This is a genomic window from Vibrio sp. 10N.286.48.F5 (assembly GCF_041469785.1).
GTDB lineage: Bacteria > Pseudomonadota > Gammaproteobacteria > Enterobacterales > Vibrionaceae > Vibrio > Vibrio crassostreae_C.
This window is the reverse complement of sequence record NZ_JBFRLG010000003.1, coordinates 60,536-86,516: the sequence shown is the minus strand read 5'-3', so window position 1 is coordinate 86,516 and position 25,981 is coordinate 60,536. Positions and strand designations below refer to the sequence as shown.

The window sequence follows — 25,981 nt, the reverse complement described above, 5'->3', positions numbered from 1 at the left end:
CGTAGCATTCATGAAAGCGAATAATAAAAAATCCAATAATTTCAGATCACCGCTTCTTATTTCTCTTGGACTGCACGTCATTTTATTCGTTGCGCTCATTTGGGGGGCGGATTTCACGATGTCAGAGCCAAAGCCTACAGGGCAGATGGTTCAAGCAGTGGTGATTGATCCTCAGTTGGTTCGCCAGCAAGCTCAACAGATTCGTCAACAAAGAGAAGCGGCAAGCAAGAAAGAGCAAGAGCGTCTTGACAAACTAAGACGTGAAAGCGAACGACTTGAAAAGAATCGTAAAGCTGAAGAAGAAAATATTCGCAAGCTAAAAGAACAGCAAGCGAAAGAAGCTAAAGCAACTCGTGAAGCTGAAAAGCGTCGAGTTGAGAAAGAGAAACAACGCAAAGCTGAAGAAGCGCGTTTACAGCAAGAGCAAAAGAAAGCCGCTAAAGCCGAAGCTGACCGTAAGCTAAAAGAAGCTGCGTTAGTGAAAGCCGAGAACGAGCGTAAAGCCAAAGAAGCGGCAATCGCAAAAGCTGAACAAGAACGCGTGGCAAAAGAAAAAGCAGCGAAAGAGGCAGCAGACAAAGCTCGTAAAGAGAAAGAAGCCGCTGAACTCGCGGAAAAGCAACGCATAGCGAAAGAGAAAGAAGCGGCAGCCGCAGCAGAGAAAGCCCGTAAGGCAAAAGAAGCTGCAGCAAAAGCAGAAAAAGAGCGTAAACAACAAGAAGCCGCATTGAACGATATCTTTGCTGGGCTTGAAACGGAAGCGACTCAAAACTCTTCAGCAAGACAACAATTTATCACTGATGAAGCGCAACGTTACGGGGCTATCTATACCCAACTGATTCAACAGAACCTGTTGTTAGAAGACAGCTATCGAGGACGCTCATGTCGAGTGAACCTTAAGCTGATTCCAACGGGCTCTAACGCGATATTGGGTAGTTTGAGTATCTTAGATGGCGATAGCCGTTTATGTGCAGCAACCAAGCGTGCGGTGGCACAAGTACAATCTTACCCGTTGCCTAAAGACCCAGACATTGTGAACTCACTGAAAGACATTAACTTAACTGTATCACCAGAGTAAAAGGACGAACTTGTGTTAAAGAAACTATTACTGAGTTTTGTTTTCTTAATAGCTACAAGCAGCCAGTTTGCACATGCAGCGCTGGAGCTGGTTATTACAGACGGTATTAACTCTGCAAGACCTATAGCTATTGTACCTTTCCGTTGGGAAGGCTCAGAGCCATTGCCACACGATGTATCAGCGGTTATCGCTTCTGACTTACAGCGCAGTGGTAAATTCAGCCCAGTTGCGACAAGCAAAATGCCTCAAACGCCTTACAGCGAAACTGAGGTTAACTTTGATGCTTGGACTAACCTAGGTGTTGACTCATTGCTTACCGGTAGTATCACTAAAAATGCCGAAGGGCAGTATGTGGTGAATTACCAATTGATCGACATTGTTCGTGGTCAACTGACCAAAGGACAAAGTCGTGCGCTGAGTGATGAAGGCCAATTAGTGCTTTCTAAAGATCACGTTCTATTCAATAAGAAGGCTACGGTTCCTGGTAATCGCTTGAGAGAGTACGCACACCGTATCTCAGACCTAGTGTATGAAGAGCTAACTGGTGAGAAAGGCGCGTTCTTAACTCGTATCTCTTACGTGGTAGTGAACGATAAAGACAAGTACCCGTATCAACTTCGTGTTGCTGACTACGATGGCTTTAACGAGCGTTTAGTACTTCGTTCTAAGCAGCCTCTCATGTCTCCAGCATGGTCACCAGACGGCAAAAAGCTAGCTTATGTGAGCTTCCAGAATGGCCAAGCTGAAATATTCATCATGAATATTTACACGGGTGAACGTGAGAAAGTGACGTCATACCCTCGTCACAATGGTGCGCCAAGATTCTCGCCAGATGGTAAAACATTGGCATTGGTATTGTCGAAAACGGGCAGCCTTCAGGTGTACACACTTGACCTTGCTAGCCGTAAGCTGACTCAAATTACCCGCGGCCGTTCGAATAATACTGAACCATTCTGGCACCCAGATGGCAAGTCTCTTATTTTCACATCGGATCGTGGTGGTAAACCACAGATTTATAATGTAAATTTGTCCAATAATTCGACTTCTCGTATTACTTGGCAAGGTAGCCAAAACTTAGGTGGCCAGATCACTCCTGATGGTCGATTCATGATCATGGTGAATCGCAGCAACTCAGGTTTTAACTTGGCTAAGCAAGATTTGGAAACCGGTGCGGTTCAGGTACTAACAAAAACATTGTTAGATGAGTCTCCAAGTATTGCACCGAATGGAGGTATGGTTATCTATAGCTCTATTTACAACAAAACAAATGTACTATCGATGGTTTCTATCGATGGACGTTTTAAAGCTAGATTACCGGCAACTAACGGACGCGTAAGAGCGCCTGCATGGTCACCGTTCCTCTAGGGAAAATTACATATTCTTTTAGCTATTGATAGTGTTAACTATTGTGGCATTTAACTATCTATAGCACTCTTAGTCGCTGTAGAAACTAAGTTTGATAACGTAAGGAAAAAAAGATGCAACTTAACAAAGTTCTTAAAGGCTTGATGATTGCACTACCAGTGATGGCAGTAACGGCATGTAGCTCAACTGATGAAGCAACATCTGCAACATCTGGTACTGAAAGCAACCAAACAACTTCAGGTTCAGAAGGCAATGTAGACACAACTGTTGTAACGCCAATTGACGCTAACGGTCAACTGTCTGAGCAAGAGCTTAAAGAGCAAGCGCTACGTGAAACTCAAACAATCTACTTCGCATTCGATAACTCTACTATCGCTGGCGATTACGAAGAAATGCTAGCAGCTCACGCAGCATACCTAGTTAAGAACGTTGACATGAACGTTACTATCGAAGGTCACGCTGATGAGCGCGGTACTCCTGAGTACAACATCGCACTTGGCGAGCGTCGTGCACAAGCTGTAGCGAAATACCTACAAGCTCTAGGTGTTCAAGCTGACCAAATCTCTATCGTAAGCTACGGTGAAGAGAAGCCACTTCTTCTAGGTCAATCTGAAGATGTGTACGCTAAAAACCGTCGCGCAGTACTAGTTTACTAATTTTAGTAGACTATATAATTGAGGAATTGCCTCATGTTCAGTAACACAAAGCGAGTCATTTTGCTTTCGTTACTGGCAAGTGCAGCGAACACCGCGTTCGCTGCACCAGCTCCAGTATCCGATCTCAATAGCACCGCAACCAATTCATCATCTTCCTCTCGATCAGCATCTAACGAATCAGATATTGAGCGTTTAGAGCGCCTGCTTCAAAATCGCAATCTCGTTCAGCTTCAAATGCAACAGCAAATCGACGACATGGCACTGGAGATCAGTGAACTTCGTGGTGATCTGGAACGAAACAGCTACGATATGAAGCAAATGCTAGAGCGTCAGCGTGAACTGTTCATTGAACTGGATCGCGTAAGAGGCGAGGTGAAAGCAGCAGGAACAGCAACGGTAGCAGTGGCGGCGAGCGAAGGCTCTAAAGACGCTTCTGGTACGTTCAGTACTGATGTGGATGAGCAAACTGCTTATCAAAATGCTGTAGATATGATTCTAAAGCAACGAGACTACACGGGTGCTATCGCTGCATTCCAAAAGTTTCAAAAAGACTTCCCAGATTCTACCTTCACACCTAACTCACATTACTGGTTAGGTCAGCTTTATTTCGCTAAGAAGCAAGATAAAGAAGCCGTGAAGAGCTTCGCTGCTGTTGTGTCGTACAAAGACTCAAACAAGCGAGCAGATGCACTGGTTAAGCTTGGTGACATAGCAGCGCGCAACAACAACGCGACGCAAGCTAAGAAATATTACCAACAAGTCGTAACCGAGCACCCAAACAGTGCTTCGGCTAAAGTGGCCAAAACCCACTTATAACCAAAATAGGGGTGCTTAGGCGCCTCTTTTTTATACCTGTTCACTTCCGTTTAGTGTTTACTTCTCTTGCTAGTGATGACAACACATCGCCTTGTTTATGCGTTTTAAGCATTAGCTAGTCACCGCTTGCAACCAATCCTTTTTGATCCCAATCGCTGTCCTGTGTAGAATACTCGGATTCTCGGAAGAAGTTGCGTAGAGCAAGAGCAATGAGTCATATACTAGATAAAATCGATACAGTTTACCCGTTTCCGCCTAAGCCAGTTCCATTGAGCGACGCTCAGAAACAGGCCCACATCGCAAACATCAAAAAACTACTTCAAGAAAAAGATGCAGTTCTAATTGCACACTACTACACCGATCCTGAAATTCAGGCTCTGGCAGAAGAAACTGGTGGTTTCGTTGGCGATTCATTAGAGATGGCTAAGTTCGGTAACCGTCACTCAGCAAGCACTTTGATCATCGCTGGTGTTCGTTTCATGGGTGAGTCTGCAAAGATTCTTACTCCTGAAAAACGCATTTTAATGCCAACACTTGAAGCTGAATGTTCGCTTGATCTTGGCTGCCCAGCTGACAAATTTACAGAATTTTGTGATGCTCACCCTGACCACACTGTGGTTGTATACGCGAACACCTCTGCAGCTGTTAAAGCTCGTGCAGACTGGGTAGTTACGTCGAGCATCGCTTTAGAAATCGTTGAAAGCCTAGACGCTGAAGGCAAACCCATTATTTGGGGGCCAGACCGTCACCTAGGTTCTTACATCGCAAATCAAACTGGCGCTGACATGTTGCTTTGGCAAGGTGAGTGTATCGTTCATGATGAGTTCTCAGCTGATGCTTTGAAGAAAATGAAATCGGTATACCCAGAAGCGGCTATCTTGGTTCACCCAGAATCACCAGCAAGCGTGGTTGAACTGGCTGATGCTGTAGGCTCAACAAGCCAACTGATCAAGAAAGCAAAAGAGCTGCCTCATCCACAGATGATTGTTGCGACAGACAAAGGCATCTTCTTCAAGATGCAGCAATTGGTTCCTGAAAAAGAGCTGATTGAAGCGCCGACAGCGGGTGCTGGTGCAACGTGTCGTAGCTGCGCACACTGTCCTTGGATGGCAATGAACGGCCTTGAAGCGATTGAAAACGCGCTTGAGAATGGTGGTGAGCAACACGAAATCTTCGTTTCTGACGAATTACGCGTGAAGTCTCTTATTCCATTGAACCGCATGCTAGATTTTGCAGAGCAGTTAAATGTGCAGGTAAAAGGTAACGCGTAAGTCGTTCTTTTATCTAACCAATAAAAAAACCAGCCAATAGTGCTGGTTTTTTTGTATCTGCGTATAGGCCGCCAATATCAATCTTGTGGTCATGTATCTTTTTCTGATGATACATCTTGTTGATATCGCGTATTTTTTCTAGCATGTAAGTAAGAGGAAAAGATTAGAGGCTCGAATGATAATCTGGTTACAACTCAAACGCTGGATCAAAGCAAACATCTTTGTTTTGAATGGCAAAAACTTACTGTTCACTTTTCTTGGCTACATCGCTTTATCGTGGTCGATGCTGTATTTGGCGGGTGAAACAGATTTAACCAGTTCGGTTACCGTATTCGCTTACTACTTGGTGGTGACGGCTTCTACGGTTGGTTATGGTGATTTATCACCGACCACGGTAGCGGGGCAGTGGATCGTTATTCTATTTGTGATTCCAGGCGGGTTGAGCCTTTTTGCCGCGTTGCTCGGTAAAGTGGCGACAGAAGGTGTTGAATATTGGCGAGCGGGCTTGCTAGGAAAAAGGAGAGTTAGAGTGGACAACCACATTTTGATGTTGGGGTGGAATGAGCAAAGAACCATTCATCTCATCCGCATGCTACAACACGAAGAAACGGGTAAACGACCAATCGTGCTATGTACGCGTTCAGATATCGAGAACCCGTTACCCGGTGAAATCAATTTCGTCAAAGTAAACAGCTACACCGATGGCAAAGAGATGGAGAAAACGGGCATTGAGTCTGCAAGTTGCATCCTGATTGATAACCCAGAAGACGACATTACGTTATCTGCGGCGCTTTACTGTGCCAACCGAAACCCTAAAGCGCACCTTCTTGTTTACTTTAAAGATGAAGCGCTGAGCGATTTGTTACACAAGCATTGCCCTAACTCAGAATGTATTCCAGCGGTGGGTGCTGAGATGCTAGCAAAGGCTGCGGTAGACCCAGGTTCCAGTGCGCTTCACCAAGAATTATTGAGCTCAACAAGAGGCATGACACAGTATTCAACGTATTTCCCTGAAGACGCTGAGTCTGTCACCGTCGCGCCTATTTTCTCAGTGTTTAAAGAGAAGTATCAAGCAACTCTGATCGCCATTGATACGGGGAGCGGTATTGAACTCAACCCAGAGTTAGATCAAGTGGTCAGCAGTGGCACTAAGCTGTTTTATATTGCTGATGAGCGAATTGATGACTTCGATTGGAAAGGCTTCTAAAGCGACTATTTTATTTCGTCTGGAAACTAAAAAAGGCCTCATTATGAGGCCTTTTGGCTTGTACAAAGCTAACTGTTATTGAGTTTCAGCCAGTGCAATGCCACGCTGCGTTAGTCCGCAAAGCATCACAGGAACAGCGTTAAAGATCTCTTCGAACTGCTCTAGGCCTTCGATGCCTTGCTCTGCAAGCGTAGCAATTGACGTTTCTGGATCGTAAAGCATGCTCAGTGACAGCAGGACACCGCCAACGAGTGCGTTATCTTCGCTCTCTTCAGGCATTAGTGTTTCCCAATCGTCGCGAGCAATCTGCCAGCCTTGAAGCAAGCCTTCACAAAAATCACGAGCGGCAGTGTTCACCACTTCTTCGTCGTCTAATTGACAAGCTTCAGGCCAAACCCAAGTCCCTTCAATCAGTTCTGGGCGGGTTTTATTCCAAAGCTCGATGATAACTTCAATGTAGCTTTCTAGCTGTTCACCATCCGTAAAAGGTGCGACTTCTTCGCCACCCCATAAGAACGGTAGCCACTCATGCGGGGTTAACACATTCGGTGCCGCTGCCATTGCAGTGACAAAGCCCATTGTTTTGTGTTCTGTGATTAGCTTTCCTTCCAACTCTGGAAGCGAAAGAATATCTTGTAAAGTCAAAGTGAGGTACCGTAAAAGGGAACATATTTGCGCTTATAGTACCAATGAACTTGTGCCAATCAAGCTTCAATCTAAAAAGGCTTGATGTCATGGATGATAAACACTAGGTTTAACAGAAAAGAAAACAATAAAAGAATTATGCAGATACGGTCGTCTTTAAAGAAAAAAAGCATGGTAGCGCTTGGATTATACCTTGCGATGTTTATTGCCATTGTCGGTAGTGTGACGTATTACGTCGTAGAATCCCCTGTGCGCGCCAAATTACAACAAAATCTCGACTTGCGTACGCAATTGTTATCCGCATTTATTACAGAGCCACTCAGCAGCTCTCAAGGCTTTGTAGACAGTCTCGTTGGGTTTGCTCAAGCGCATCGTAACGGTGATGATGTTATTCCGCTATTTAAGTCCATGTTGGCGGCGAGCGACGATACAATTGTCAGTGCCGGTATTTGGCCTGAACCTTATGCGCTCGATTCTAAAAAGCTTCTCAACAGTTACTTTTTTAATAAAGCCGACGATGGAAGAATCGATCAGATATATTCTTACAACAACCCCAAAAATGCCCCTTATCAAGAAGAGTATTGGTACACCTCTGTCGTCAACAAAAAACAAGGAACGATCTCTTGGAGCGATGTGTATATCGACCCATACACACACGTTCGAATGATTACGGCGTCTTCCCCTTATTATTACGACGGTACTTTTGCCGGTGTTGCCACGGTGGATCTCTCGCTCGAAGAGCTGCTTGGTTTTATCAAGAACCACGCCGAAGAATACAACCTTGGCATTACGCTCAGAGATAAGCTTAACCAAGTGTTGGTTTCGCATAACTTTAATCTCGTTGAAGGCATTTACATCAGTAGCAATCAATTTGGTGATTTCGGCTGGCAAGTGGATGTGGTGAACTCCAAATCACGAGTAGAAGACGAAGTGTTTCGTCAGGTGATGAGCATTGAAGGCGGTATTGTTCCGCTATTGCTACTTTGTGTCATGGCGGGGTATTACTTATTGAACCGTTATTTGATTAGTCCAATCACAAGGATTGCAGCACAGGTTGATAGCTCGAAAGCCGGCGAAATCATTGATGTGGATTACCCGAGTGATGACGAAATCGGCCATTTGATTAAAACCTTCAACGAAAAGACCATTTATCTCGAAGCGGAAAAGGTTAAAGCTCAGGCATCCACCAATGCAAAAACCGCTTTCCTTGCGACCTTGTCACATGAAATTCGCACTCCGATGAATGGGGTATTGGGTACCGCTCAAATCCTATTAAAAACGCCTCTAAATTCTGAACAAGAGAAGCATCTTAAGAGCTTGTATGAGTCCGGCGATCATATGATGACTCTACTCAACGAGATCTTAGACTTCTCGAAGATCGAGCAGGGCAGGTTGGATCTTGATGAAACGCGTTTCCCGCTTGATTCGATCATCGGCAGTATTAACAGTGTTTACTACACATTGTCTTCCGAGAAAGGGCTTCAATTCAAAGTGTACTCTGAGGTGACTTCGGGTCGTTGGTACTTCTCAGATAAAGCTCGCCTTCGCCAAATTTTGTTTAATCTATTGAACAACGCGGTGAAGTTCACCTCCAGAGGCTTTGTTGAGGTGTACCTGAAAGAAGTTGTAGAGGGGAGTGACACCTATCTGAGCATTCGAGTTCGTGATACCGGAATTGGTATTTCTAAAGAAGCTCAGAAGCGTATTTTTAAACCGTTTGAACAAGCGGAGTCTTCGACCACAAGGTGTTTTGGCGGTACTGGCCTTGGCCTCGCGATTGTGAAGAAAATTGCCCAGTTGATGGATGGCAGTATTACCGTCACCAGTGAAGAAGGGATAGGCACGAGTTTTGATGTTCGCTTGAAGATTCAGCCATGTCAGCCAGGAGAAATCGAGAGTTTGCCACATAAGAAGTTGGACTACTCTGGCTTAAAGGTACTGATCGTCGAGGACAACCGAACTAACACGGTGATCATTGAAGCCTTCATGAGCAGTAAAGGCTTTACCAGTAAGAGCGTCGAAAACGGTGAACTTGCGATACAAGCCGTGGTTGCTGAGCGCTTTGATTTGGTGCTCATGGATAACCATATGCCTGTGATGGATGGCGTTGAATCAACCACTGCTATTCGTGCTTTGATAGGCGATGTGTCATCGGTATTGGTGTTTGGTTGTACGGCTGATGTCTTTAAAGAGACTCGTGAGCGTATGTTGGGGGCAGGTGTGGATTATATTATTGCTAAGCCGATTGACGAGCGTGAACTGGATGATGCCTTGTTCCGCTATTCAAATAAGCTTTATCAATACCATGAAGTAAAAGCGGATGAGCTCGAAAGCCAAGACGTAAAACCACACGATTCGAAAAGTAAAAGCGAGTCACTGCCTAAACCTGATCTTCGCAACAAAGATAACACTGAAGAGCTGTTAGTGACGTTGTATGTGGCGCTAGAAGACAACAACCTAGAACTGATTCAATTTGCACTAGAGAGCCTACGTGTCCACGTTGAAGCTATGAACAACGCGGAACTTACTGAACAAGTCGATAAAGCGTTAGAGCAGGTTGCTTTAGGATCACCACCTACACAAGATGTCATTAATATCATTACTGTAAATCTACCTATGGCTTAAATGTTGTTTAATTACGGTAAGTAAATGACGAACTGTCCAATATTTGACCTTGGTTGGATTTTTTGGTGAAAGTGACTGCTTTTAAAGTGGTTTTTGGTTGTTAATTTACAACTTGATTTTTAATTTGGAGTGTATGACTACTAATCTTGTGATTTAATAGCGACATTATCTGGTGAGGTGCAAATGTGCCTTGTTTATATGTTACTAAATCACTAATTAAGCAGTGATATATTTTAGGTTTGTCGTCAATGAAGTCTCGTGGTCCATTTTGTATTCGAAACGCAGCTGCGGATACATTTGCTATGGTCGTTTTCTGTTTTATTTCTGGCATGATCGTAGAAGTGTTTATTTCTGGTATGACGTTTGAGCAATCTCTTGCTTCTCGAACGTTATCTATTCCTATAAACATTGCTATCGCTTGGCCTTATGGCGTTTTTCGTGATTGGTTCTTACGCAATGGTGCAAAACTTTCAGAAAGCTCATTGATGAAAAACTTGTCTGATTTGATGGCATACGTGTTATTCCAGTCTCCAGTGTATGCGGGTATTTTGTTGGCAGTGGGTGCTTCAGGCGACCAGATCGTTACGGCTGTCACCAGTAATGCAGTTATCTCGTGCGGTATGGGCGTACTTTACGGCTACTTCCTCGATATGTGTCGTAAATGGTTTCGAGTTCCTGGCTACTATCAACAAGCTTAAGAAAAGCAACAAGCGTAAGTGCAGCGAAAGAATGAAATTTGGTTTGTTTTTGATCTAATGAGTTAATTTGTAATCGAACAAACCGAAAAAGGCACTTTTTTTGAGAATGCCCCTTGACCAAAGCAAGCAGAATCAATAAAGTAGCGCCTCGTTGAGTGACATGCTCAACACACAATTTGTGGAAGGATGGCTGAGTGGCTTAAGGCGCTCGCCTGGAAAGCGAGTATACGTTTATAGCGTATCTGGGGTTCAAATCCCCATCCTTCCACCACTATTCAAAACCCTAGCAGAAATGCTGGGGTTTTCTCGTTTTAGAGCCTCTATATCCCACCTCATCTGTATACCTCCCTAATATCCGTTCCTTTAATCATTGCTTTATAGTTATAATCTCTATTAATACCGTCGCAGAATTAACCATATTAGGTGTTTTTATCATAGATAATCGCTTGATTTTTTGGCGTGAACCTAGATTATTAATAGTACGCAATATTATGAATAATCTAACTATTAGGAATCCATAGCCTCATGACAGAAACCCTAGTTTCTCCAATGCTCTCTTTTACGATCGCGATTTCATTACTGTTTATCGGTAAAGGTTTGATCGAGCGATCTGAAGTATTAAGAAAGTATTCACTGCCAGAGCCTGTGATTGGTGGCTTTGTCTGCGCAGCGACCGTAGCGGCGCTTTACTATATTTTTGAAATCCAAATCACTTTTAGCCTAGATGTCAGAGACTTTTTACTTCTCTACTTTTTTGCTGGCATCGGGCTCCAAGCGGATATTAAAACACTGATTAAAGGCGGGCGACCGTTGTTCATCCTACTGTGTCTTGCTGCCATTTTTATCGTGTTGCAAAACGTAGTCGGAATGGCAGTCGCTTCTGGCTTTGGAATGGATGCGAAAGCAGGCTTGCTATCTGGGTCTGTTAGCTTGATAGGCGGCGTAGGCACAACGTTAGCTTGGGCGCCAATGTTTGTGGAAGAGTTTGGTATTGCTAACGCGCTCGAACTTGGTGTCGCTTCAAACACGGTTGGTTTAATTGCAGCGTGTGTGATTGGTGGTCCGATTGCGAACTACCTGCTCAATAAACACAAAGTAAGCCCTTCTAATGAAGAAGAGGTTACGGTTGGTGCATTCCAAGAGAGTGAAACAAAAACAGAGCTTAGCCACTACGGCGTTCTGTGGGCGTGGTTGATTCTTAACTTAACACTAATGCTGGGTTACAGCTTGAGTGAAGTTATCGACTCGATGGGCCTAAAACTGCCGTTATTCGTTAGCTGTTTGATCGCAGGTATCCTAATCGGAAACGTTGGTCGCGCACTGTTTAAGAAACGTCGTACACAAGAGAAAATCGCTCAAGGCCGCAAAGGCTTAGCGATGATCTCTGATATTTGTTTAGGCATGTTCTTGACCATGGCATTGATGGGGTTGCGTATCTGGGATCTCGATGGACTGTTTGGCTATATCTCTGTTGTCATGAGTATCCAGATCTTGCTTTCCCTGTTGTTTACTGTGTTTGTCGTTTATTACTTGATGGGAAGAAACTACGATTCTGTGGTGATATGTTCAGGCTTCGGTGGTATCACTCTAGGCTCGACCGCAACAGCAATTGTGAACATGACCGCAGTAACTCATCGATATGGCGCAAGCCCACAAGCATTCATTGTGGTGCCATTAGTATGTGGTTTCTTTGTTGATTTGATTAATGCGCTAGTGATCAGTTTCTTTGTTGGGCTGTAGCGCTAATTAAGAGCAATTGTCTTAAGCAAAAAAAGCCTAGCTGTGATGCTAGGCTTTGTTGTATTCAAGTATGAGCATTCTCTTCTACTAAGTGTATGTTTAGCTCCGAAGGTAATTGGCTGCTATTGGTGTATATGCGGTCAAAGTCATTCAGTGACGCTACCTTTAGAGCGGCAAAGCGTCCCCATTTACTGGCATCCGCGACAAGCCAGCTTTCACGGCTGTTCTTTATGATTGATTTGGATAGGTCAGCCTCAACTTGCTCATGTTCCATAGCGAAATTACTGTCTGTTACTGAGCCACACCCACAGATGCCAATGTCAGCTTCAAAATCGGAAAAGAAGTGGACCACGCTACTGCCCACCATGTCTTGGTGTTCTCGTCTGAACAAACCACCGGCCAAATACACTTCAATTTGCTCGTTTGCTTCTAAGATACGGGCCACTTGTAGGTTATTGGTGATCACTCGTAACGCGGGCTTTGCCAACAAATACTGCGCAATTCGAGTGACGGTGGTACCAATGCCCATCATAACCGTTGAGCCTTCAGGTATCGCATCGGCAACCGCCATCGCAATACTGTCTTTTGTTTCTGACTCAACGCCAGCGCGGAATCGATAACTCGTGTTCGTGAGCGTAGTAGGTAGGCTCACGCCTCCGTGCACTCTACGCGCTAGACCTTGCTCACACAGGTGGTTTACGTCACGGCGAATGGTTTGAGTAGTGACAGAAAACAACTCGGCTAAGTGGTCAATCTGAATATCTTGGTTTGCTTTAAGCGTTGCGAGTATTTCTTTCTGGCGATGGTTCAGTTCCATAGAAGCCCACTAAAATTGGTTTGGTACGTCAGTGATGATGTTATCGACGCCAAGGTTAAAATATTTAGCCGCCAATTGTGGATCGTTCAGAGTCCATATTTTAAGAACTGCGCCTGAAGCTTTGATCGCTTTTGCTATTTTCTCATCAAGAATGCGGTGATCGATATGAATGCTGTAAAGATCAAGTGATTGAAGGGATTCTAGGCTGAAATCGTTCCACACTTCGCAGATAAAACCACGTTTAACCTCTGGCATCATCTGTTGGCAAAGACTTAGCGCCTCTTTTTTGAAGCTTGAGATGAGCAGTTTTTCAATAGAGAACTGCTTTTGCTCAATCAGTGCGATCACTGTTTCAACTAGAGGCTGAATAGCCTTATCGTCGTAAATTTTGATCTCAAGGTTCAGAGTTACATCAAGTTCTAGGCATTTGTCGAACGCTTCACTCAAAGTAGGAATCGTTGTCCCCGCGAATTCGCTACCAAACCAACTACCAGCATCTAAGGTCTTGAGTGTGGTTAAGTCTAAATCGGCGATATTGCCCGTTCCGTTAGTACAACGATTGACTGTCTTGTCATGAAAAAGCATAGGGATGCCATCAGCGCTCAACTGGGTATCAATTTCAATCCATTTAGCACCAGCTTTCGCTGCTTGTTCAATACTCACTAACGTATTTTCAGGTGCTAAAGACGCGGCACCGCGGTGGCCTGTGATCATAATTCAATCTCGATGTTCATTTGAAAATTCAGGAAACAGTAGCTCTACTTTATTACAGATTTATTATCTATCCGCTATATCTACTTATTTTAAATGAGAGCTAGCTAAAAGGTGTTGTACAGAGTTTATACAATAGTGAGACCTTATACTCACAATGTTCAAGTCGGTAAGATTAATGTTCATATGAATGTAATAATTCACTCACATACTCTACGAAAACTTAATAACCCCCTCTATATTTAGAAAACGATAGCCACATAAAGGTGATAAAAAATGAAAAAGCTATTAGGTACAGTAATTATGGCGGCAACGCTGCTTGTTGGTTGTGGTGAAGCTGACAAGGCTGGTTCTGAAGCTAAAGACGAGCCGATCAATATCAACATGAGCCTTGTGTTCACTCAAAATGAGCTGCTTACACAAGAGCTAATCAAAGCGACCGACAAAATTCGAGAAAGAACCGATGGCTCGGTAAACATTAAAGTTTTCCCTGGTGGCCAATTGCCTGTTTACAAAGATAACTTGGAACAAGTGGTTAACGGTGCCAACTGGATTGCCGTAGAGGATTTGACTTATCTAGGTGATTACGTGCCTGACTTTGCTGCACTTGCAGGTCCAATGCTGTACAACACCTACAATGAATACTTAGCGATGATGGACACTGATTTCGTCGCTGGCCTTAAGACTAAAGCGGAAGAGAAAGGCATCAAAGTATTGAATGCAGACTACATGTTTGGATTCCGCCACATGATCACCAATAAAGAGATCGTTAACTCTGATGACATGAAAGGCATGCGTATTCGTGTTCCACAAAGTCAGCTGTTCATTAGCACACTTTCAGCAATGGGCGCAGCTCCAGCTTCTCTTCCATTCCCTGAGACCTATGCAGGTGTTCAACAAGGCGTTGTTGACGGTCTTGAAGGTTCTATCCTGACAATGTACTCAACCAAGATCTACGAAGTGGCTAAGAACATGTCTTTGACTAAGCACTTCCTTGGCACAGTGGGTATCTACATTTCACCAACGCTTTGGGACAAATTTACGCCAGAGCAACAACAGATCATCAACGAAGAGCTAGAGGCTGGCGCTGAATCTAACACTGCTGAGCTAGTTAAATTGGATGTTGAATACACTCAGAAACTTGAAGAGCTAGGCGTTACCTTCAATGAAGTGAATTCTGAAGAGTTCAACCAGTTGACGGCAGATGTGTACAACCAGTTCCCAAGCTGGAGTGAAGGTATACACGCGACGATCATAAAAGAGCTAGAAACGATCCGAGCTGCACAGTAATCCTGCATACGTCAATTAATTAGTTAATGATTACGGCCTAACTATTCTTAGGCCGTTTTATTCCTGAAATACCCACGTTGTCTTCGGTATTTCGCTGGAGAAGTCTTTTGTTTTTATTGAAAAATATTGAAGAAATCCTCGCTTCTATCGCTATATCGATCACCGTTTTGGTTGTTATCGTTAACGTCGTCCTGCGTTATGGATTTGGCTTTGTTGTCCCGTGGAGCGAAGAGTTGTCGGTTATTTGCTTCATTTGGGCTGTCTACTTAGGGATTAGCTCCTGTTACAAACACAAGCTTCACATGGGTGTGGACGTGGTGGTTGCCATGTTGCCAGAAAAAGCAAAAATCCCATTTAGGCTATGTGTTTCCGTTTTCCTACTGGCTCTGAACCTCTTAATGGCAGTTCTGAGTTATCAATATCTCATGTTATCTAACAAGGTAACGCCAGTCATGGGCGTATCATATTTTGTTATCAATGGCGTGTTGTTGCTTTGTTTCTCATTGATGGCGATCCACACCGTTCGATTTATTGCGAACGATGTCGCTTCTCTAAAGCGCTCTTCTAAGTAGGTACGATTCATGGAAAGCTATCTTCCAATCCTTATTCTGTTTGTTCTATTTCTTTTGAACATCCCCATCGCGTTTTCTCTGATTGCATCGGCGATGGTTTACTTTCTTTTTATCAATGACTCTATTCCGGTGAGCTTGGTGATGCAGCGCTTTATTAGCTCTGCTGAGTCTTTTCCGTTGTTGGCTATTCCGTTCTTTATCATGGTGGGTTCGGTGATGAACTATGCGGGGATCAGTAAGAGCTTACTCGCCTTTGCTGATTCTATGATTGGTCACAAAACCGGTGGCCTTGCTCAAGTGAATGTAGCATTGAGTACTCTGATGGGCGGTATCTCTGGTTCTGCAAATGCGGATGCGGCGATGCAGTCTAAGATTCTTGCTCCTGAGATGACCAAGCGTGGTTACGACTTACCATTCACGGCCGCTGTGACCGCTGCGTCATCAAGTATCAGCCCTGTGATTCCACCGGGTATCAACCTAATCATCTTTGCTTTATTAGCGAATGTGTCGGTCCATCAAATGTTTATTGCGGGTTACGTTCCGGCATTTTTGATGGCGCTGTCGCTGATGGTGACGATCGCGTTCATCGCTCGCAAACGTCGTTACAAACCGTCGCGTTCTGAGCCAGCTTCTGCTAAAGAGCGCTTTCATTATTTCCTGAAAGCGATACCGGCACTGCTGATCCCATTTGGCATTATTTTAGGCATGCGTTTTGGCTTGTTCACGCCTACTGAAGCGGGTGCGATTGCTGTATTACTCTGCGCGATTATTGGCATCTTTGTCTATCGTCAACTGGGCTTCCGCCATATCCCGCTGATCATGCGTGAAACAGTGCAAGGCACCAGTAGTGTCATGTTCATCATTATCGGTGCCATGGTCTTTGGTTACTACATGACGCTAGAACAGATCCCACACAATGTTGCGTCTGCTTTGATTGAACTTACCGACAACAAGTTAGTCTTGCTGTTGTTGATTAACGTACTGCTGTTAGTGGTAGGTATGTTCATCGAAGGCGGCGCTGCAATGATCATACTCACGCCATTGCTGCTGCCTGCTGTGCTTAACCTAGGCGTTAACCCGGTTCACTTCGGCATCATCGTGATAGTGAATATCATGATTGGTGGTGTGACTCCGCCATTTGGCTCGATGATGTTTACGGTTTGCTCGATTTTAAAAGTTCGTATGGTCGACTTCGTGAAAGAAGTGGCTCCTTTGTTGCTAGCACTACTCACGGTTCTGATGTTGCTGACTTTCTCTGAAAGCTTGGTGATGTTTTTGCCGAATTTGCTTTAACACTGTTTAGTGATTGATTATTTAGAGGTGTAGAAATGAATTCGGTATCGAATGAATTGAACCAAAATTGGAAAAAGATAGATTGGGTGTTAACCGATGTGGATGACACCTTAACGTGGCAAGGTCAATTGCCACCTGAAACCTTGATCGCGTTAAGCAAACTGCGTGATTCAGGGAAAAAAGTGGTTGCGGTAACGGGCGCTTGTGCAGGTTGGTGTGATCACATTGCTCAGTTGTGGCCTGTTGATGCGGTTCTCGGCGAGAACGGCGCGTTCATTATGGAAAAGAAAAACGGTTATCTGACATTGCGCTCTGATATCCCTTTGCCAGAAGTCAGTGCCAATCAGAGTAAGCTGAAAGAACAAGTATTGGCTATTTTGGGCGATTACCCAGAGCTCAGTTTAACGCTGGATCAGTCTTACCGCCTGTGTGAGGTGGCAATCGATATCGGTCAAAACCGTCCTAAAGTCGACGATGCCATTATCGAAGAGATAGTCTCTAAGATTCACGCGTTAGGTGCACATGCGACAGCAAGCTCTATTCACATCAATGCTTGGTATGGTGAGCACTCTAAGAAAGCGACATCGACCGCTTTTCTTAAAGAGAAGGGGTTATCTGACCAAGAGATACTTGAGCGTAGTTGCTATGTCGGTGACTCGATGAACGACCAATATATGTTTGAAGCCTTATCAAATAGCGTTGGGGTATCTAACATTCAGCACTATTGGCAACGCCTTGAACACCATCCAGTCGTTGTGATGACTCAACCTGGCGGATATGGTTTTGCCGAGTTTACGGACAAGTTACTCGCGCTAAAATAGTCAGAAAGACATGCTCAAACCCTTCATAGATAAAAATGAAACTACCCTTAAGGTGGTATCTGTACTTTCTGTCTATGAAGGTTATTTTTAATAAGGATTCATTGTCTGTTGGTGTTTTATTTGGTTTCTTGGTTCGATTTAAATAGAAACTAAAAATAATTTATCTTCCTACAAGATCTACTTCCCATCTTTATTTATCCGCTAATGGCCTATATTTCTGATATCCATTTAATTAGACCTTATTTCATTTTTATCAGTATTGGCATGAGAAATAGACAGCTCATTTCTATAAATCCCGCGCGATAGTGATTTATTAACATTGTTGTGATTAACGGAATTTCATTTTTTCGAGTGTCTGTCTGGTATCTTTATTTAGGGTAGAGACTAAAATCTGCTGTTAATATCAAATTTGTCATTGAGATCAGTATCTCACTTTTATTGAATGAATATCACTTTTTTAATCAAAGTTATGTGTATTTTTTGAACCGAAATTCGGTTTTTTTAAGACTTTGTTCACGTTTTTATCAATGGAAAATAAAGAGTTATTGTGTAATTTATAATTTACATCAATTGCCTAAAAATCAAGGCTTTGTATTATCTTTTTTGTTAATTAACGGAGGTTTTGTATGAATTTGATGTGTGAGATCAATAGAAAATAAATATATTTGGCTCAAAAATTAATCAAACTATAAATTTGGTCGTTTGAATGTTTAATTTTGAGGATATAAGATTGCGACAAACTTTTTCGATGTTGGTTCCAAATGTCTTCAAATAAAAAAATAGTTCGCTTTTTCATAGCGCTATTCGCGTTGCTTGTTCTTTCTGGCTGTCAATCTACAAAACCTGAATGGTATCTAAAGCCTAAAGTAGACAGTGACGAGTACATTTATGCAGTTTCTCAAGCGCTAACTCTGTCTCATGCTAAAAAAATTGCTGTAAACAACATCAACGAAAAGTTATGGACTCAAGTCGAGTCGTCTTTTTACATGAGAGACACCGTTCGAGAAACCAATGGTAAGGGTTTTTCAAATAGTCTAGTTGATAACAAAGTTAATACTAAGACTGAATCCTTGACCTTAAATGGTATCGAATATGTACAAATGGAAGAGAATGATCTTGGTGCGTTTGTCGAAGTAAGAGTGAAAAAGTCACTCGTGACTCAACAGTTGATTCGCGAAATAAAAGATCTAAACCGTAAATCTCAAATCGAACTTGATGCGCTTTCTCACGAAGATAAATTACTTTGGTGGTTAGACAATCGCAGTGTTTATCAAACTGAACACGATGCTTCTGTGCGTATCGCAATGCTTTCATCTCTGAAGCCTAGTTATAAAGCTGACACCAGCGCAATCGAACTGCTGACTATTACACACCAAAAACTAAGCAGCCAAATTAACATTCGTCTCTCTTCAGATAGAGAGTCAAGAAAAGCAATTGAACTGCTAGGGAACCAGTTATCAGAGTTCAATATCGCGACCTCAACTTCAAAGAACAAAAACCAAACTCATGTGTTGAAAGTGGATTCTGAGCGTCGAAGAAACAAAGTCGGAGACGCGTATATTTCAACCTTGGTCTCTAATGTCAAAATTATAAATAAGAAATCTAAAACAGTGTCACGTAGTGAAATTATCTCTACAGGAAATTCTGTAACTAGCTACAAATATGCCGACGAAGGGGCTGCTCGCCACTTTGATGAGCAAATAAAAGAGAAAGGGATTTGGACTGCGCTGGGCTTAATTAAATAGCGAACCTCTAGTCCTAGAAAAATAAAATAAACATATTCGGGAGAGAATATATGTTAAAGAAAACGTTAATGGCTAGTGCGGTACTTACTATCTTGACTGGTTGTTCGAGTACGCCTGTAGAGGTTTGCACACCTGATACTCGCGTCGAAATTGAGCAAGCTGACGTAACTATCCCATCAACAGAAGACGTTAAAGTTATCGTACTTTCGCCAGATATTTCTTTTCAAGATGAAGCGCGAACAAAGCTGATTTCTTCAATGCGAAATGAGCTTGAAAGTCAGATTTCCAGCTCCGGTGCAGAATTGGTCGATCGTACTTTAGCTAATAAGCTTAAGAAAGAGCTAATGTTCGCCGAGCAAAGTGGCCGATACAACACCAAAGGAGCGTCGGTAGCAGATATTGCAATCATTACTGAAATAACGGCATCAGACCTTACTTACAAGTACAAAGAAGCTCGTAAGAAAACTAAGGATGATGGTGAAGTGAAATATTACCCAGCTGAATGTAGATTCGAGGTTGATGTTAAAGCAGTCACGAAAGTGGTTTCAGTCCCAAGTATGACATTGCTTAAACGCTTTGAAATGGAAGGTGATGAGCAAATTACAGTAGAAGAGCGCAGTTCTGATTGTCCAATCACAATTGGACAATATCAAAGCCTAGCTAGCAAAGCGGCTATGGAAGCGGTTGAACATACCTATGACTTAAAGCAAATGTTGGCAGCAAGTGCTCATGTATCCGAGCTTCGTCAGTGCCAACACGGCAGCATGGTGAAGTTAAATATGGGTAAGAATAAAAAGGTCACACCAGGGGCTGAGGTATTGTTTTCAAAAGCAATGAAGTCAATGGAAGGCGATACGGAAATATTCCCTATTGGTACCGGCCATGTTGTAAACAATGAACACAACGCAGTGACACCAAATTATTCTTGGGTGTCGATTGACGAAGAAACAGCTCTTAAAGTTCAAAAAGGCTCTTTAGGCAAAATGGTGCCAGAAGGCTGTCACTGGGCAGATATAGAATGCACGCTTAAATAGTCAGGTAATTAAAAAATGAAAAAACTACTTATTGCAACTTCACTAGTAGCAGTTCTAGCTGGCTGTCAGAGCAACAACGCGACGGTTAAGGAAGCGCAAAACTTCGCTCCATGTACTTTCCCAGATGCACCTACCGTATCTGCGCCGGGTTGGATTTGTGATGTGATACCAAGCGATATCGCTGCAGCGGCAAAAGGCTACTCCAAGAAGAGTGCAGCTGGTATGAGCGTTATGCGAAAAGTTGCAGTCAATGATGCTCGTGTAAACCTTGCAGCTGAGTTTGAAACTGACGTGAGCAACCTATTCCAAGCGGCTACTGAAGGTGTGACTTCTACATCGGCAGCAGAGGGTATAACGCTAGTGACTGAAGATGTTCAAGAGACATTCGAGAACATCACTAAGACAGTCGTGAATAAAACGCTTACTAGCAGCCGCATTATCGTAAGCCAAGCAAGCCCAACGGGCGGCTTGTACGTTCTAGTCGGTATGGACCAAGCTGCATACGATGCGAATATGAACAAAGTAATTGATGAAGTTGGTGGTGAAGATTCTGCTTTGTGGGATCAATTCAACAATGAGAAAGCGGCAGCAGACCTTGCGGCGGCGTTCGATGCATTGAAAAAATAACCGCGAACGGAACCGCGATTAGTATTAGTGAAAAAGGCCGCCATTTGAGTGGCCTTTTGTCTCTATACACTCTGGGAGTGAACTATGTACAAAATGATCAATAAGACCGTGTTAGCTGTAGTTATTTCGGCAGCTATTAGTTCTCAGGCATTTGCTGTGTCAGAAGAACAAAAGCAGCAGCTAAACAATGCTGTTGCCAAAGCAAGCCAGTCTCAAGAAGACAAAGTCAAAGAGTTTCATGCTTACGTTAATGCTTATTTGGATGAGTACGAAGCTTGGCGTGATGAATATACTAACAACCTCGATGAGCGCAGAACCGATCTAATCAAGACATGGGGCGAGGGTGAGGTTTCATCTCAAACCAAGCAGGTGGATTACTCTCAAGACGATCAGGTGAAAACTTCAGTCGATTACGAAACCAATACTGCAACAGTATCTGTATTGGTGGATGAAGATAGCAGCCCTGAAGAGATTAAAGCGCTTGTTAAAAACATTCCGGTTGAGGTTGCTGGTCAAAACGTTGAGCTAGCGGAGCTAAAAGCAGAAGACCACGCGGTGCTTTACTCTTTGGAGAAAGAGCAAGAAGAGAAAAACTTCGTTATCCAGCAGACGCAAAGCCAGATGAATGAGTTGGATGTGCAAGCCGAGCGATTGATTTTATCTGATACTGGTATTCCAGACTCTTTCATTTACCAGCGTGCTCATAACAAGAAAATGGCACTACTGGCAAAAGCTCAGGAACGTATTGCGGCGCAAACCAAGCTGTATGACGAAATGCGTGCCAAACATGGTATTGAGGTTAAACGACCAGAGCCAGAAGTTGAGATCGTAAAGCCAGCTGAAAAGGTTGAAGTATCAAAAGAGGTTGCCAAGCTAGAGCCCGCGCCAACAAAAAAGCAGCCGCCAAAAGTTGTGGAAAAAGTCGTCGAAAAAGCGCCACAGCCACAAGTGGTAAAGCCTAAGCCAGCCGTTGACGTTGCGGCGGCCCCGGCTAAGCCGAAAAAAGTGATCAGTTACAAAGTTAAGCTTCCTGAGAACAGCTTAAAAGCGCGCGCGAGCAAGTACAGTGCGTTGGCTGAAAACGAGAGTAAAAACTGGGAAGTTGATGCTGCACTGATTATGGCAATCATGCACTCGGAATCGGCGTTCCGTCCGGATGCGAAATCACACGTGCCTGCGTTTGGTTTGATGCAAGTGGTACCAACCAGTGCGGGTCATGACGTTAACAAACAAGTCCGTAATATCGACGCGCCAATGAAAGTGGCGGATCTGTATCAACCAGTTATCAACGTAGAAACAGGTACGGCCTATTTAGACATCCTAAACAGTAAGTATCTTCGCAAGATAAAGAATGACGAAAGCCGTTTGTACTGTGTCATTGCCGCATATAACACTGGTGCGGGTAATGTGGCTAGAGCGTTCAATAAAGATCGCTCCACCAGTATTGGCAAAGCATCGAAGATTATCAACCAGCTGACGCCTCAACAAGTCTATGATCAGCTAGTGGTTAATCTGCCGTACGACGAAACCAAAAATTACTTGAAGAAAGTAAACAGTCGTATCGCTTTGTATAAGTAATAAATTAGTTAAGCAAAACAAACAAGTACATGTCATTGGCATGTACTTGGATTACCAGTTAATGAATTGAGAGTAGCAATGTTTAAAATTTTCGCTTTAGTATTTATCGGTATCGGCATTTATCTTGGTCTTAATTACAGCGATGAAATTGAAAGCACCATGGACACGGATGCTTTTGAGCGAGTTCAAGAGAAGGCTGAAGATGGTACAGATGCGCTAATGGATAAAATCGACGAGATCAAAGGTTAAAAATGTCTGAAGAGCAAAACAAGGATATTCAAAAAGATATACAGGAAGAGTTACAAGAACTTCAAGACACTCAAGAGTCTCTGTTGGAAGAGCAGAAGAAGGGCGGTATGGCACGCACTATCGGCTTAGTGTCGGTTATTTCCATTGCTTTGGGCGGCTTTAATGACAGCTTTGACGCGCTAGAAAAGATGTTCGATTTTGGTCTTTCTCAAATGACAGACATTCCATCGCATAGAAAGTTGGACAAAATCTATATTCGTTCATCTGCCGAAACCTTAGACCAAACATTTGGTGCGCCTGTTTATATTAAGCGCGCTACAACGGATGATGTGATTAAGTACTACCAGGACGACAACTTCATCCTTTCTGCGATTACTCGAGATAATGCGATCGTCGCTTATCTGGTCTTCCCAAATGAAGACTTTGCTCCAGAAACATTCGAGCATGCAGGTGGTTCTGAGTTTTTTGCACAGACGTTTAGTTCTATTGAAAGTGTCAATGAGATCCGTACATCGTTTGCAAGAACAGGTAACTACTACATTGAAGAGAATAATGGTGGCGAATTTGGCTACTTGTACTCATCAATCAGTGGTGCGAGTGAGTTTATTTCGCCGATGTCACAAGAGAACAGGAAGTTGCTTTCGGAAGTGGTAGACGCTTTAACAATGGACGAGAACGTTGTAGAAAGCGTACAGTCTTTACGTTTGAATGCGAAACCTAATTTCTATGGTTACAGTACGTTAGGTGTGGGGGCTTTAGAAGAAGCTATTTTGTCTAACACCGAATATCGTTTAATTCATAAGAGTTAACCATTAACACATCAGTTCTAGCTTATGATCAAGCTAGAACTTTATTAGCAGTGGGATTATGGCAAATTTAAAGTTCGAAAGCTTTCTAGAACGGCTTAAGGGTGATGACAGAATCATTATTCAAGCTCATGACTTCCCTGACCATGATGCGATTTCTTCCGCATACGCTTTAGCATACTTATTAAAAAGCAAAGGGTTGCGCCCATATATTACGTTTCATGGTTATATAGATCGAGTGTCACTCAGGAACTTAATAGATTGGTTAGATATTCCAATCTATCAGCCAAAAGATTTGAAACTACAACCGGATGACAAGGTTATTGTTGTTGATGGCTGTATTGGTGAGAAAAATGTCATCGATTTTCCGGGGCTTGAGGTCGGAGTGATCGACCACCATCAAGTGAAAGCACCTGATTTTGTATGGTATTCCGATATACGTTCAAACTATGGTTCAACAGCAACCATAATGGTTGAGTATTATCGTTATTTTTCTCTGCAGATGCCCCAAAATATTGCGACAGCACTATTGGTTGGTCTGAGTTTTGATACCGCAAACTTTACCCGAGGGGTAGGGACTGCAGATCTAAAAGCATTGTTGTATCTTCAAGCGAAGGCCAATAATGATATGGTTAACAAAATTTGTCGTAATCAAGTAGAGTTCCATGAATTAAAACTTTTCTATTCCATGCTCGATAGCTTACGTCGTGAAAAAAACGCAGCATTTGCTGTGCTTCCTGAAGGTTGCCCTAAAAATATGCTTGGCGTGTTAGGTGATTTCTTGCTGAGTGTTGATGAGCTCGATATTGTTGTTCTCACTGCTAGAAATAGAGAGAAGACCTTTATCTCTCTCCGTTCAGAGTGTTCAAAAAACAATGTCGCGAAGATAGTTAGAAGGGCCCTTAATGAAAAAGGGATTGGTTTTGGCGGCGGGCACCCTCATATGGCTGGCGGCATTATCAACAAACAGTTTGAATTCAGCAGTGAACTTGCTTGTGTTTATGACTTGATTCGACCGAACCTTTTACTTGATGCCTAAGTCCATCAGTGAAAATGATTGTTGCTCTACAAGAAGTAACAACTCAAAGGTGATGACGAAAGTTGTCGCCTTTGTTTTATCGACAGCAAGCTAAAACACGTATATCAGCCTTTGATGTGATGTCTTGAAGTGACTCGGTGCACAAGTTAGAAAGTGCAATTACAATCTTGATAAATTGGGATATATGTTCGTAGTAAAATTGTGAGACGCTTGATCAAGTGTTAGTCGAATCACAAGGAAGTTGAATGCACCACTTTAATATCCGTGCTCTTGAGTATTTAAATGCGTTGTCAAAATATGGGTCGTTACGTAAGGCATCTAAGATGATGAACGTTGACCCTGCCGCGATGAGTCGGATGTTGACACAGTTAGAAGCGCAAGCGGAAATGAAAGTATGGGAGCGCAACAACCGCCAATCACTGTTAACCGAAGCGGGTAATGAACTGCTGAATTACTACCGTTCCATTGTTCGTGGAGAGGCCGCTGTACTTGCTCGACTAACTAAGCTTAAAAACCTCAAAGGAGGCAATGTCAGCATTGCTATCGGTGAAGGATTTATTACCAACTTGGTGTCAAAACCGATGCAAACCTTCATGACTCGTTATCCTGATATCAATCTTTCTATTGAGATCGCTGGGGCATTGGATGCAGTCAAGATGTTGGAAGATCAACAGATAGACTTTGCGATAACCTATGCGTCTGCACCGCACCCTAAACTGCACTCCCACGTTGAACGCAGCCATCCGCTCGAATTGATTGCTCCGAAGGGGCACTTCCTTACGATGAAAGAAGCACCAGTGGTAATGCAAGATATTCAAGACGCTTCTCTCGCCTTGATCGATAACTCGACCGGTATGGGGAGGCTAGTAAAGCAGGCTGAACAAATTTCCCATCTTACCTTGCAGCCAAAACTTCAAACTAACTCAGTCACGGCACTGACTAACTTCGTTTCAGCAGGGTTGGGCGTCACCTTTATGCCTAAGCTCACTGTGATCGATGAAATAAAGTCAGGGCAGATTGAAGTGGTTGCGACCGAGTTGGAGATGCTATCGAAGGCGACGGTTAAGGTTCAATCTTTGAAAGGCCGTGCACTTACGCTACAAGCCGAAACCTTGTTGGATTTCTTACTCGAGAACGCCACTTTCTTAAGCCATGACGCTTACAATATCTAGGCTTAGTTGATTTACTTAGCGACTCCTACCTAAGCTTTCAAATACCGCCAATATCACACTTTCAAACTGCCGAATTCGTTTTTAAGTCGAATTGAGTTTTTGTCAACGCTCTCTCTATTGTTAAGT

At 43.3% G+C, this 25,981-nt stretch carries 24 protein-coding genes and 1 tRNA gene; 22 read left to right on the top strand and 3 right to left on the bottom strand.

From position 1 onward, the window contains the following. Window positions 1-10: 10 nt before the first annotated feature. The 6 genes from tolA to AB4185_RS01920 all read left to right on the top strand — a co-directional run bounded on the left by tolA (window position 11) and on the right by AB4185_RS01920 (window position 6,393). The gene (tolA, locus tag AB4185_RS01945) at window positions 11-1,078 is read left to right on the top strand and encodes a cell envelope integrity protein TolA (protein WP_017062071.1); all 1,068 of its coding nucleotides are present in this window, start codon (window positions 11-13) and stop codon (window positions 1,076-1,078) included. A gap of 12 nt (window positions 1,079-1,090) precedes the next feature. Then, on the top strand, window positions 1,091-2,443 hold the full coding sequence (gene tolB, locus AB4185_RS01940) for a Tol-Pal system beta propeller repeat protein TolB (RefSeq protein WP_017062070.1): 1,353 nt from the start codon (window positions 1,091-1,093) through the stop codon (window positions 2,441-2,443). 113 nt (window positions 2,444-2,556) lie between these two features. Next, window positions 2,557-3,099: a peptidoglycan-associated lipoprotein Pal gene (gene pal / locus AB4185_RS01935; RefSeq protein ID WP_017062069.1), complete on the top strand. Its 543-nt coding sequence runs from the start codon at window positions 2,557-2,559 to the stop codon at window positions 3,097-3,099. A gap of 33 nt (window positions 3,100-3,132) precedes the next feature. Then, window positions 3,133-3,915, top strand: a complete 783-nt coding sequence (gene ybgF, locus AB4185_RS01930) for a tol-pal system protein YbgF (protein WP_017062068.1) — start codon at window positions 3,133-3,135, stop codon at window positions 3,913-3,915. A 209-nt stretch (window positions 3,916-4,124) separates the two neighbouring features. After that, window positions 4,125-5,186, top strand: coding sequence for a quinolinate synthase NadA (nadA, locus tag AB4185_RS01925; protein ID WP_017062067.1), 1,062 nt, complete (start codon window positions 4,125-4,127; stop codon window positions 5,184-5,186). 175 nt (window positions 5,187-5,361) lie between these two features. After that, entirely contained in the window at window positions 5,362-6,393 is a 1,032-nt protein-coding gene (locus AB4185_RS01920) for a potassium channel family protein (RefSeq protein ID WP_017063519.1), read from the top strand. A gap of 75 nt (window positions 6,394-6,468) precedes the next feature. Here AB4185_RS01920 and AB4185_RS01915 read toward each other — a convergent pair whose 3' ends face one another. Then, the gene (locus tag AB4185_RS01915; protein ID WP_372134761.1) at window positions 6,469-7,038 is read right to left on the bottom strand and encodes a UPF0149 family protein; all 570 of its coding nucleotides are present in this window, start codon (window positions 7,036-7,038) and stop codon (window positions 6,469-6,471) included. A gap of 171 nt (window positions 7,039-7,209) precedes the next feature. Between AB4185_RS01915 and AB4185_RS01910 the strand changes: the two genes are divergently transcribed. The 4 genes from AB4185_RS01910 (at window position 7,210) to gltS (ending at window position 12,101) form a co-directional block, all read left to right on the top strand. After that, complete coding sequence (locus AB4185_RS01910; RefSeq protein WP_372134759.1) at window positions 7,210-9,663, top strand: ATP-binding protein; 2,454 nt, start codon at window positions 7,210-7,212, stop codon at window positions 9,661-9,663. A 248-nt stretch (window positions 9,664-9,911) separates the two neighbouring features. Then, on the top strand, window positions 9,912-10,361 hold the full coding sequence (locus tag AB4185_RS01905; RefSeq protein WP_017072260.1) for an L-alanine exporter AlaE: 450 nt from the start codon (window positions 9,912-9,914) through the stop codon (window positions 10,359-10,361). A 180-nt stretch (window positions 10,362-10,541) separates the two neighbouring features. Next, window positions 10,542-10,632: transfer RNA gene (locus AB4185_RS01900), tRNA-Ser, on the top strand. A gap of 254 nt (window positions 10,633-10,886) precedes the next feature. After that, the gene (gltS, locus tag AB4185_RS01895; RefSeq protein WP_017062061.1) at window positions 10,887-12,101 is read left to right on the top strand and encodes a sodium/glutamate symporter; all 1,215 of its coding nucleotides are present in this window, start codon (window positions 10,887-10,889) and stop codon (window positions 12,099-12,101) included. 64 nt (window positions 12,102-12,165) lie between these two features. Here the strand turns inward: gltS and AB4185_RS01890 are convergent, their stop codons facing one another. Both AB4185_RS01890 and AB4185_RS01885 read right to left on the bottom strand, forming a co-directional pair. Beyond that, window positions 12,166-12,918 (bottom strand): DeoR/GlpR family DNA-binding transcription regulator, encoded by a 753-nt coding sequence (locus AB4185_RS01890; RefSeq protein WP_372057987.1) that lies wholly within the window; start codon window positions 12,916-12,918, stop codon window positions 12,166-12,168. A gap of 9 nt (window positions 12,919-12,927) precedes the next feature. Next, the gene (locus tag AB4185_RS01885) at window positions 12,928-13,632 is read right to left on the bottom strand and encodes a glycerophosphodiester phosphodiesterase family protein (protein ID WP_017062051.1); all 705 of its coding nucleotides are present in this window, start codon (window positions 13,630-13,632) and stop codon (window positions 12,928-12,930) included. Between the two features lie 273 nt (window positions 13,633-13,905). On the opposite strand from AB4185_RS01885, the gene AB4185_RS01880 reads away from it, so the two are divergent. The 12 genes from AB4185_RS01880 (at window position 13,906) to AB4185_RS01825 (ending at window position 25,855) form a co-directional block, all read left to right on the top strand. Continuing rightward, window positions 13,906-14,919, top strand: a complete 1,014-nt coding sequence (locus tag AB4185_RS01880) for a C4-dicarboxylate TRAP transporter substrate-binding protein (RefSeq protein WP_372134757.1) — start codon at window positions 13,906-13,908, stop codon at window positions 14,917-14,919. A gap of 107 nt (window positions 14,920-15,026) precedes the next feature. Beyond that, the gene (locus AB4185_RS01875; RefSeq protein WP_017062049.1) at window positions 15,027-15,491 is read left to right on the top strand and encodes a TRAP transporter small permease; all 465 of its coding nucleotides are present in this window, start codon (window positions 15,027-15,029) and stop codon (window positions 15,489-15,491) included. 9 nt (window positions 15,492-15,500) lie between these two features. After that, window positions 15,501-16,784 carry a TRAP transporter large permease gene (locus tag AB4185_RS01870; protein ID WP_017062048.1) on the top strand — a complete coding sequence of 428 codons (1,284 nt, stop codon included), beginning with the start codon at window positions 15,501-15,503 and terminating at the stop codon, window positions 16,782-16,784. Between the two features lie 35 nt (window positions 16,785-16,819). Then, window positions 16,820-17,605, top strand: a complete 786-nt coding sequence (locus tag AB4185_RS01865) for an HAD-IIB family hydrolase (protein ID WP_017062047.1) — start codon at window positions 16,820-16,822, stop codon at window positions 17,603-17,605. A 761-nt stretch (window positions 17,606-18,366) separates the two neighbouring features. After that, window positions 18,367-19,350, top strand: coding sequence for a hypothetical protein (locus tag AB4185_RS01860; RefSeq protein ID WP_372134755.1), 984 nt, complete (start codon window positions 18,367-18,369; stop codon window positions 19,348-19,350). Between the two features lie 50 nt (window positions 19,351-19,400). Next, the gene (locus AB4185_RS01855) at window positions 19,401-20,384 is read left to right on the top strand and encodes a hypothetical protein (RefSeq protein WP_029236521.1); all 984 of its coding nucleotides are present in this window, start codon (window positions 19,401-19,403) and stop codon (window positions 20,382-20,384) included. A gap of 15 nt (window positions 20,385-20,399) precedes the next feature. After that, complete coding sequence (locus tag AB4185_RS01850; protein WP_017062044.1) at window positions 20,400-21,011, top strand: lipoprotein; 612 nt, start codon at window positions 20,400-20,402, stop codon at window positions 21,009-21,011. An 84-nt stretch (window positions 21,012-21,095) separates the two neighbouring features. Further along, on the top strand, window positions 21,096-22,589 hold the full coding sequence (locus tag AB4185_RS01845; protein WP_017062043.1) for a transglycosylase SLT domain-containing protein: 1,494 nt from the start codon (window positions 21,096-21,098) through the stop codon (window positions 22,587-22,589). Between the two features lie 78 nt (window positions 22,590-22,667). Next, window positions 22,668-22,838, top strand: coding sequence for a hypothetical protein (locus tag AB4185_RS01840; RefSeq protein ID WP_017062042.1), 171 nt, complete (start codon window positions 22,668-22,670; stop codon window positions 22,836-22,838). A 2-nt stretch (window positions 22,839-22,840) separates the two neighbouring features. After that, on the top strand, window positions 22,841-23,647 hold the full coding sequence (locus tag AB4185_RS01835) for an ETEC_3214 domain-containing protein (RefSeq protein WP_372134753.1): 807 nt from the start codon (window positions 22,841-22,843) through the stop codon (window positions 23,645-23,647). A gap of 58 nt (window positions 23,648-23,705) precedes the next feature. Beyond that, the gene (locus AB4185_RS01830; RefSeq protein WP_017062040.1) at window positions 23,706-24,683 is read left to right on the top strand and encodes a bifunctional oligoribonuclease/PAP phosphatase NrnA; all 978 of its coding nucleotides are present in this window, start codon (window positions 23,706-23,708) and stop codon (window positions 24,681-24,683) included. Between the two features lie 245 nt (window positions 24,684-24,928). Next, window positions 24,929-25,855, top strand: coding sequence for a LysR family transcriptional regulator (locus AB4185_RS01825; protein ID WP_017062039.1), 927 nt, complete (start codon window positions 24,929-24,931; stop codon window positions 25,853-25,855). Window positions 25,856-25,981: the final 126 nt, after the last annotated feature.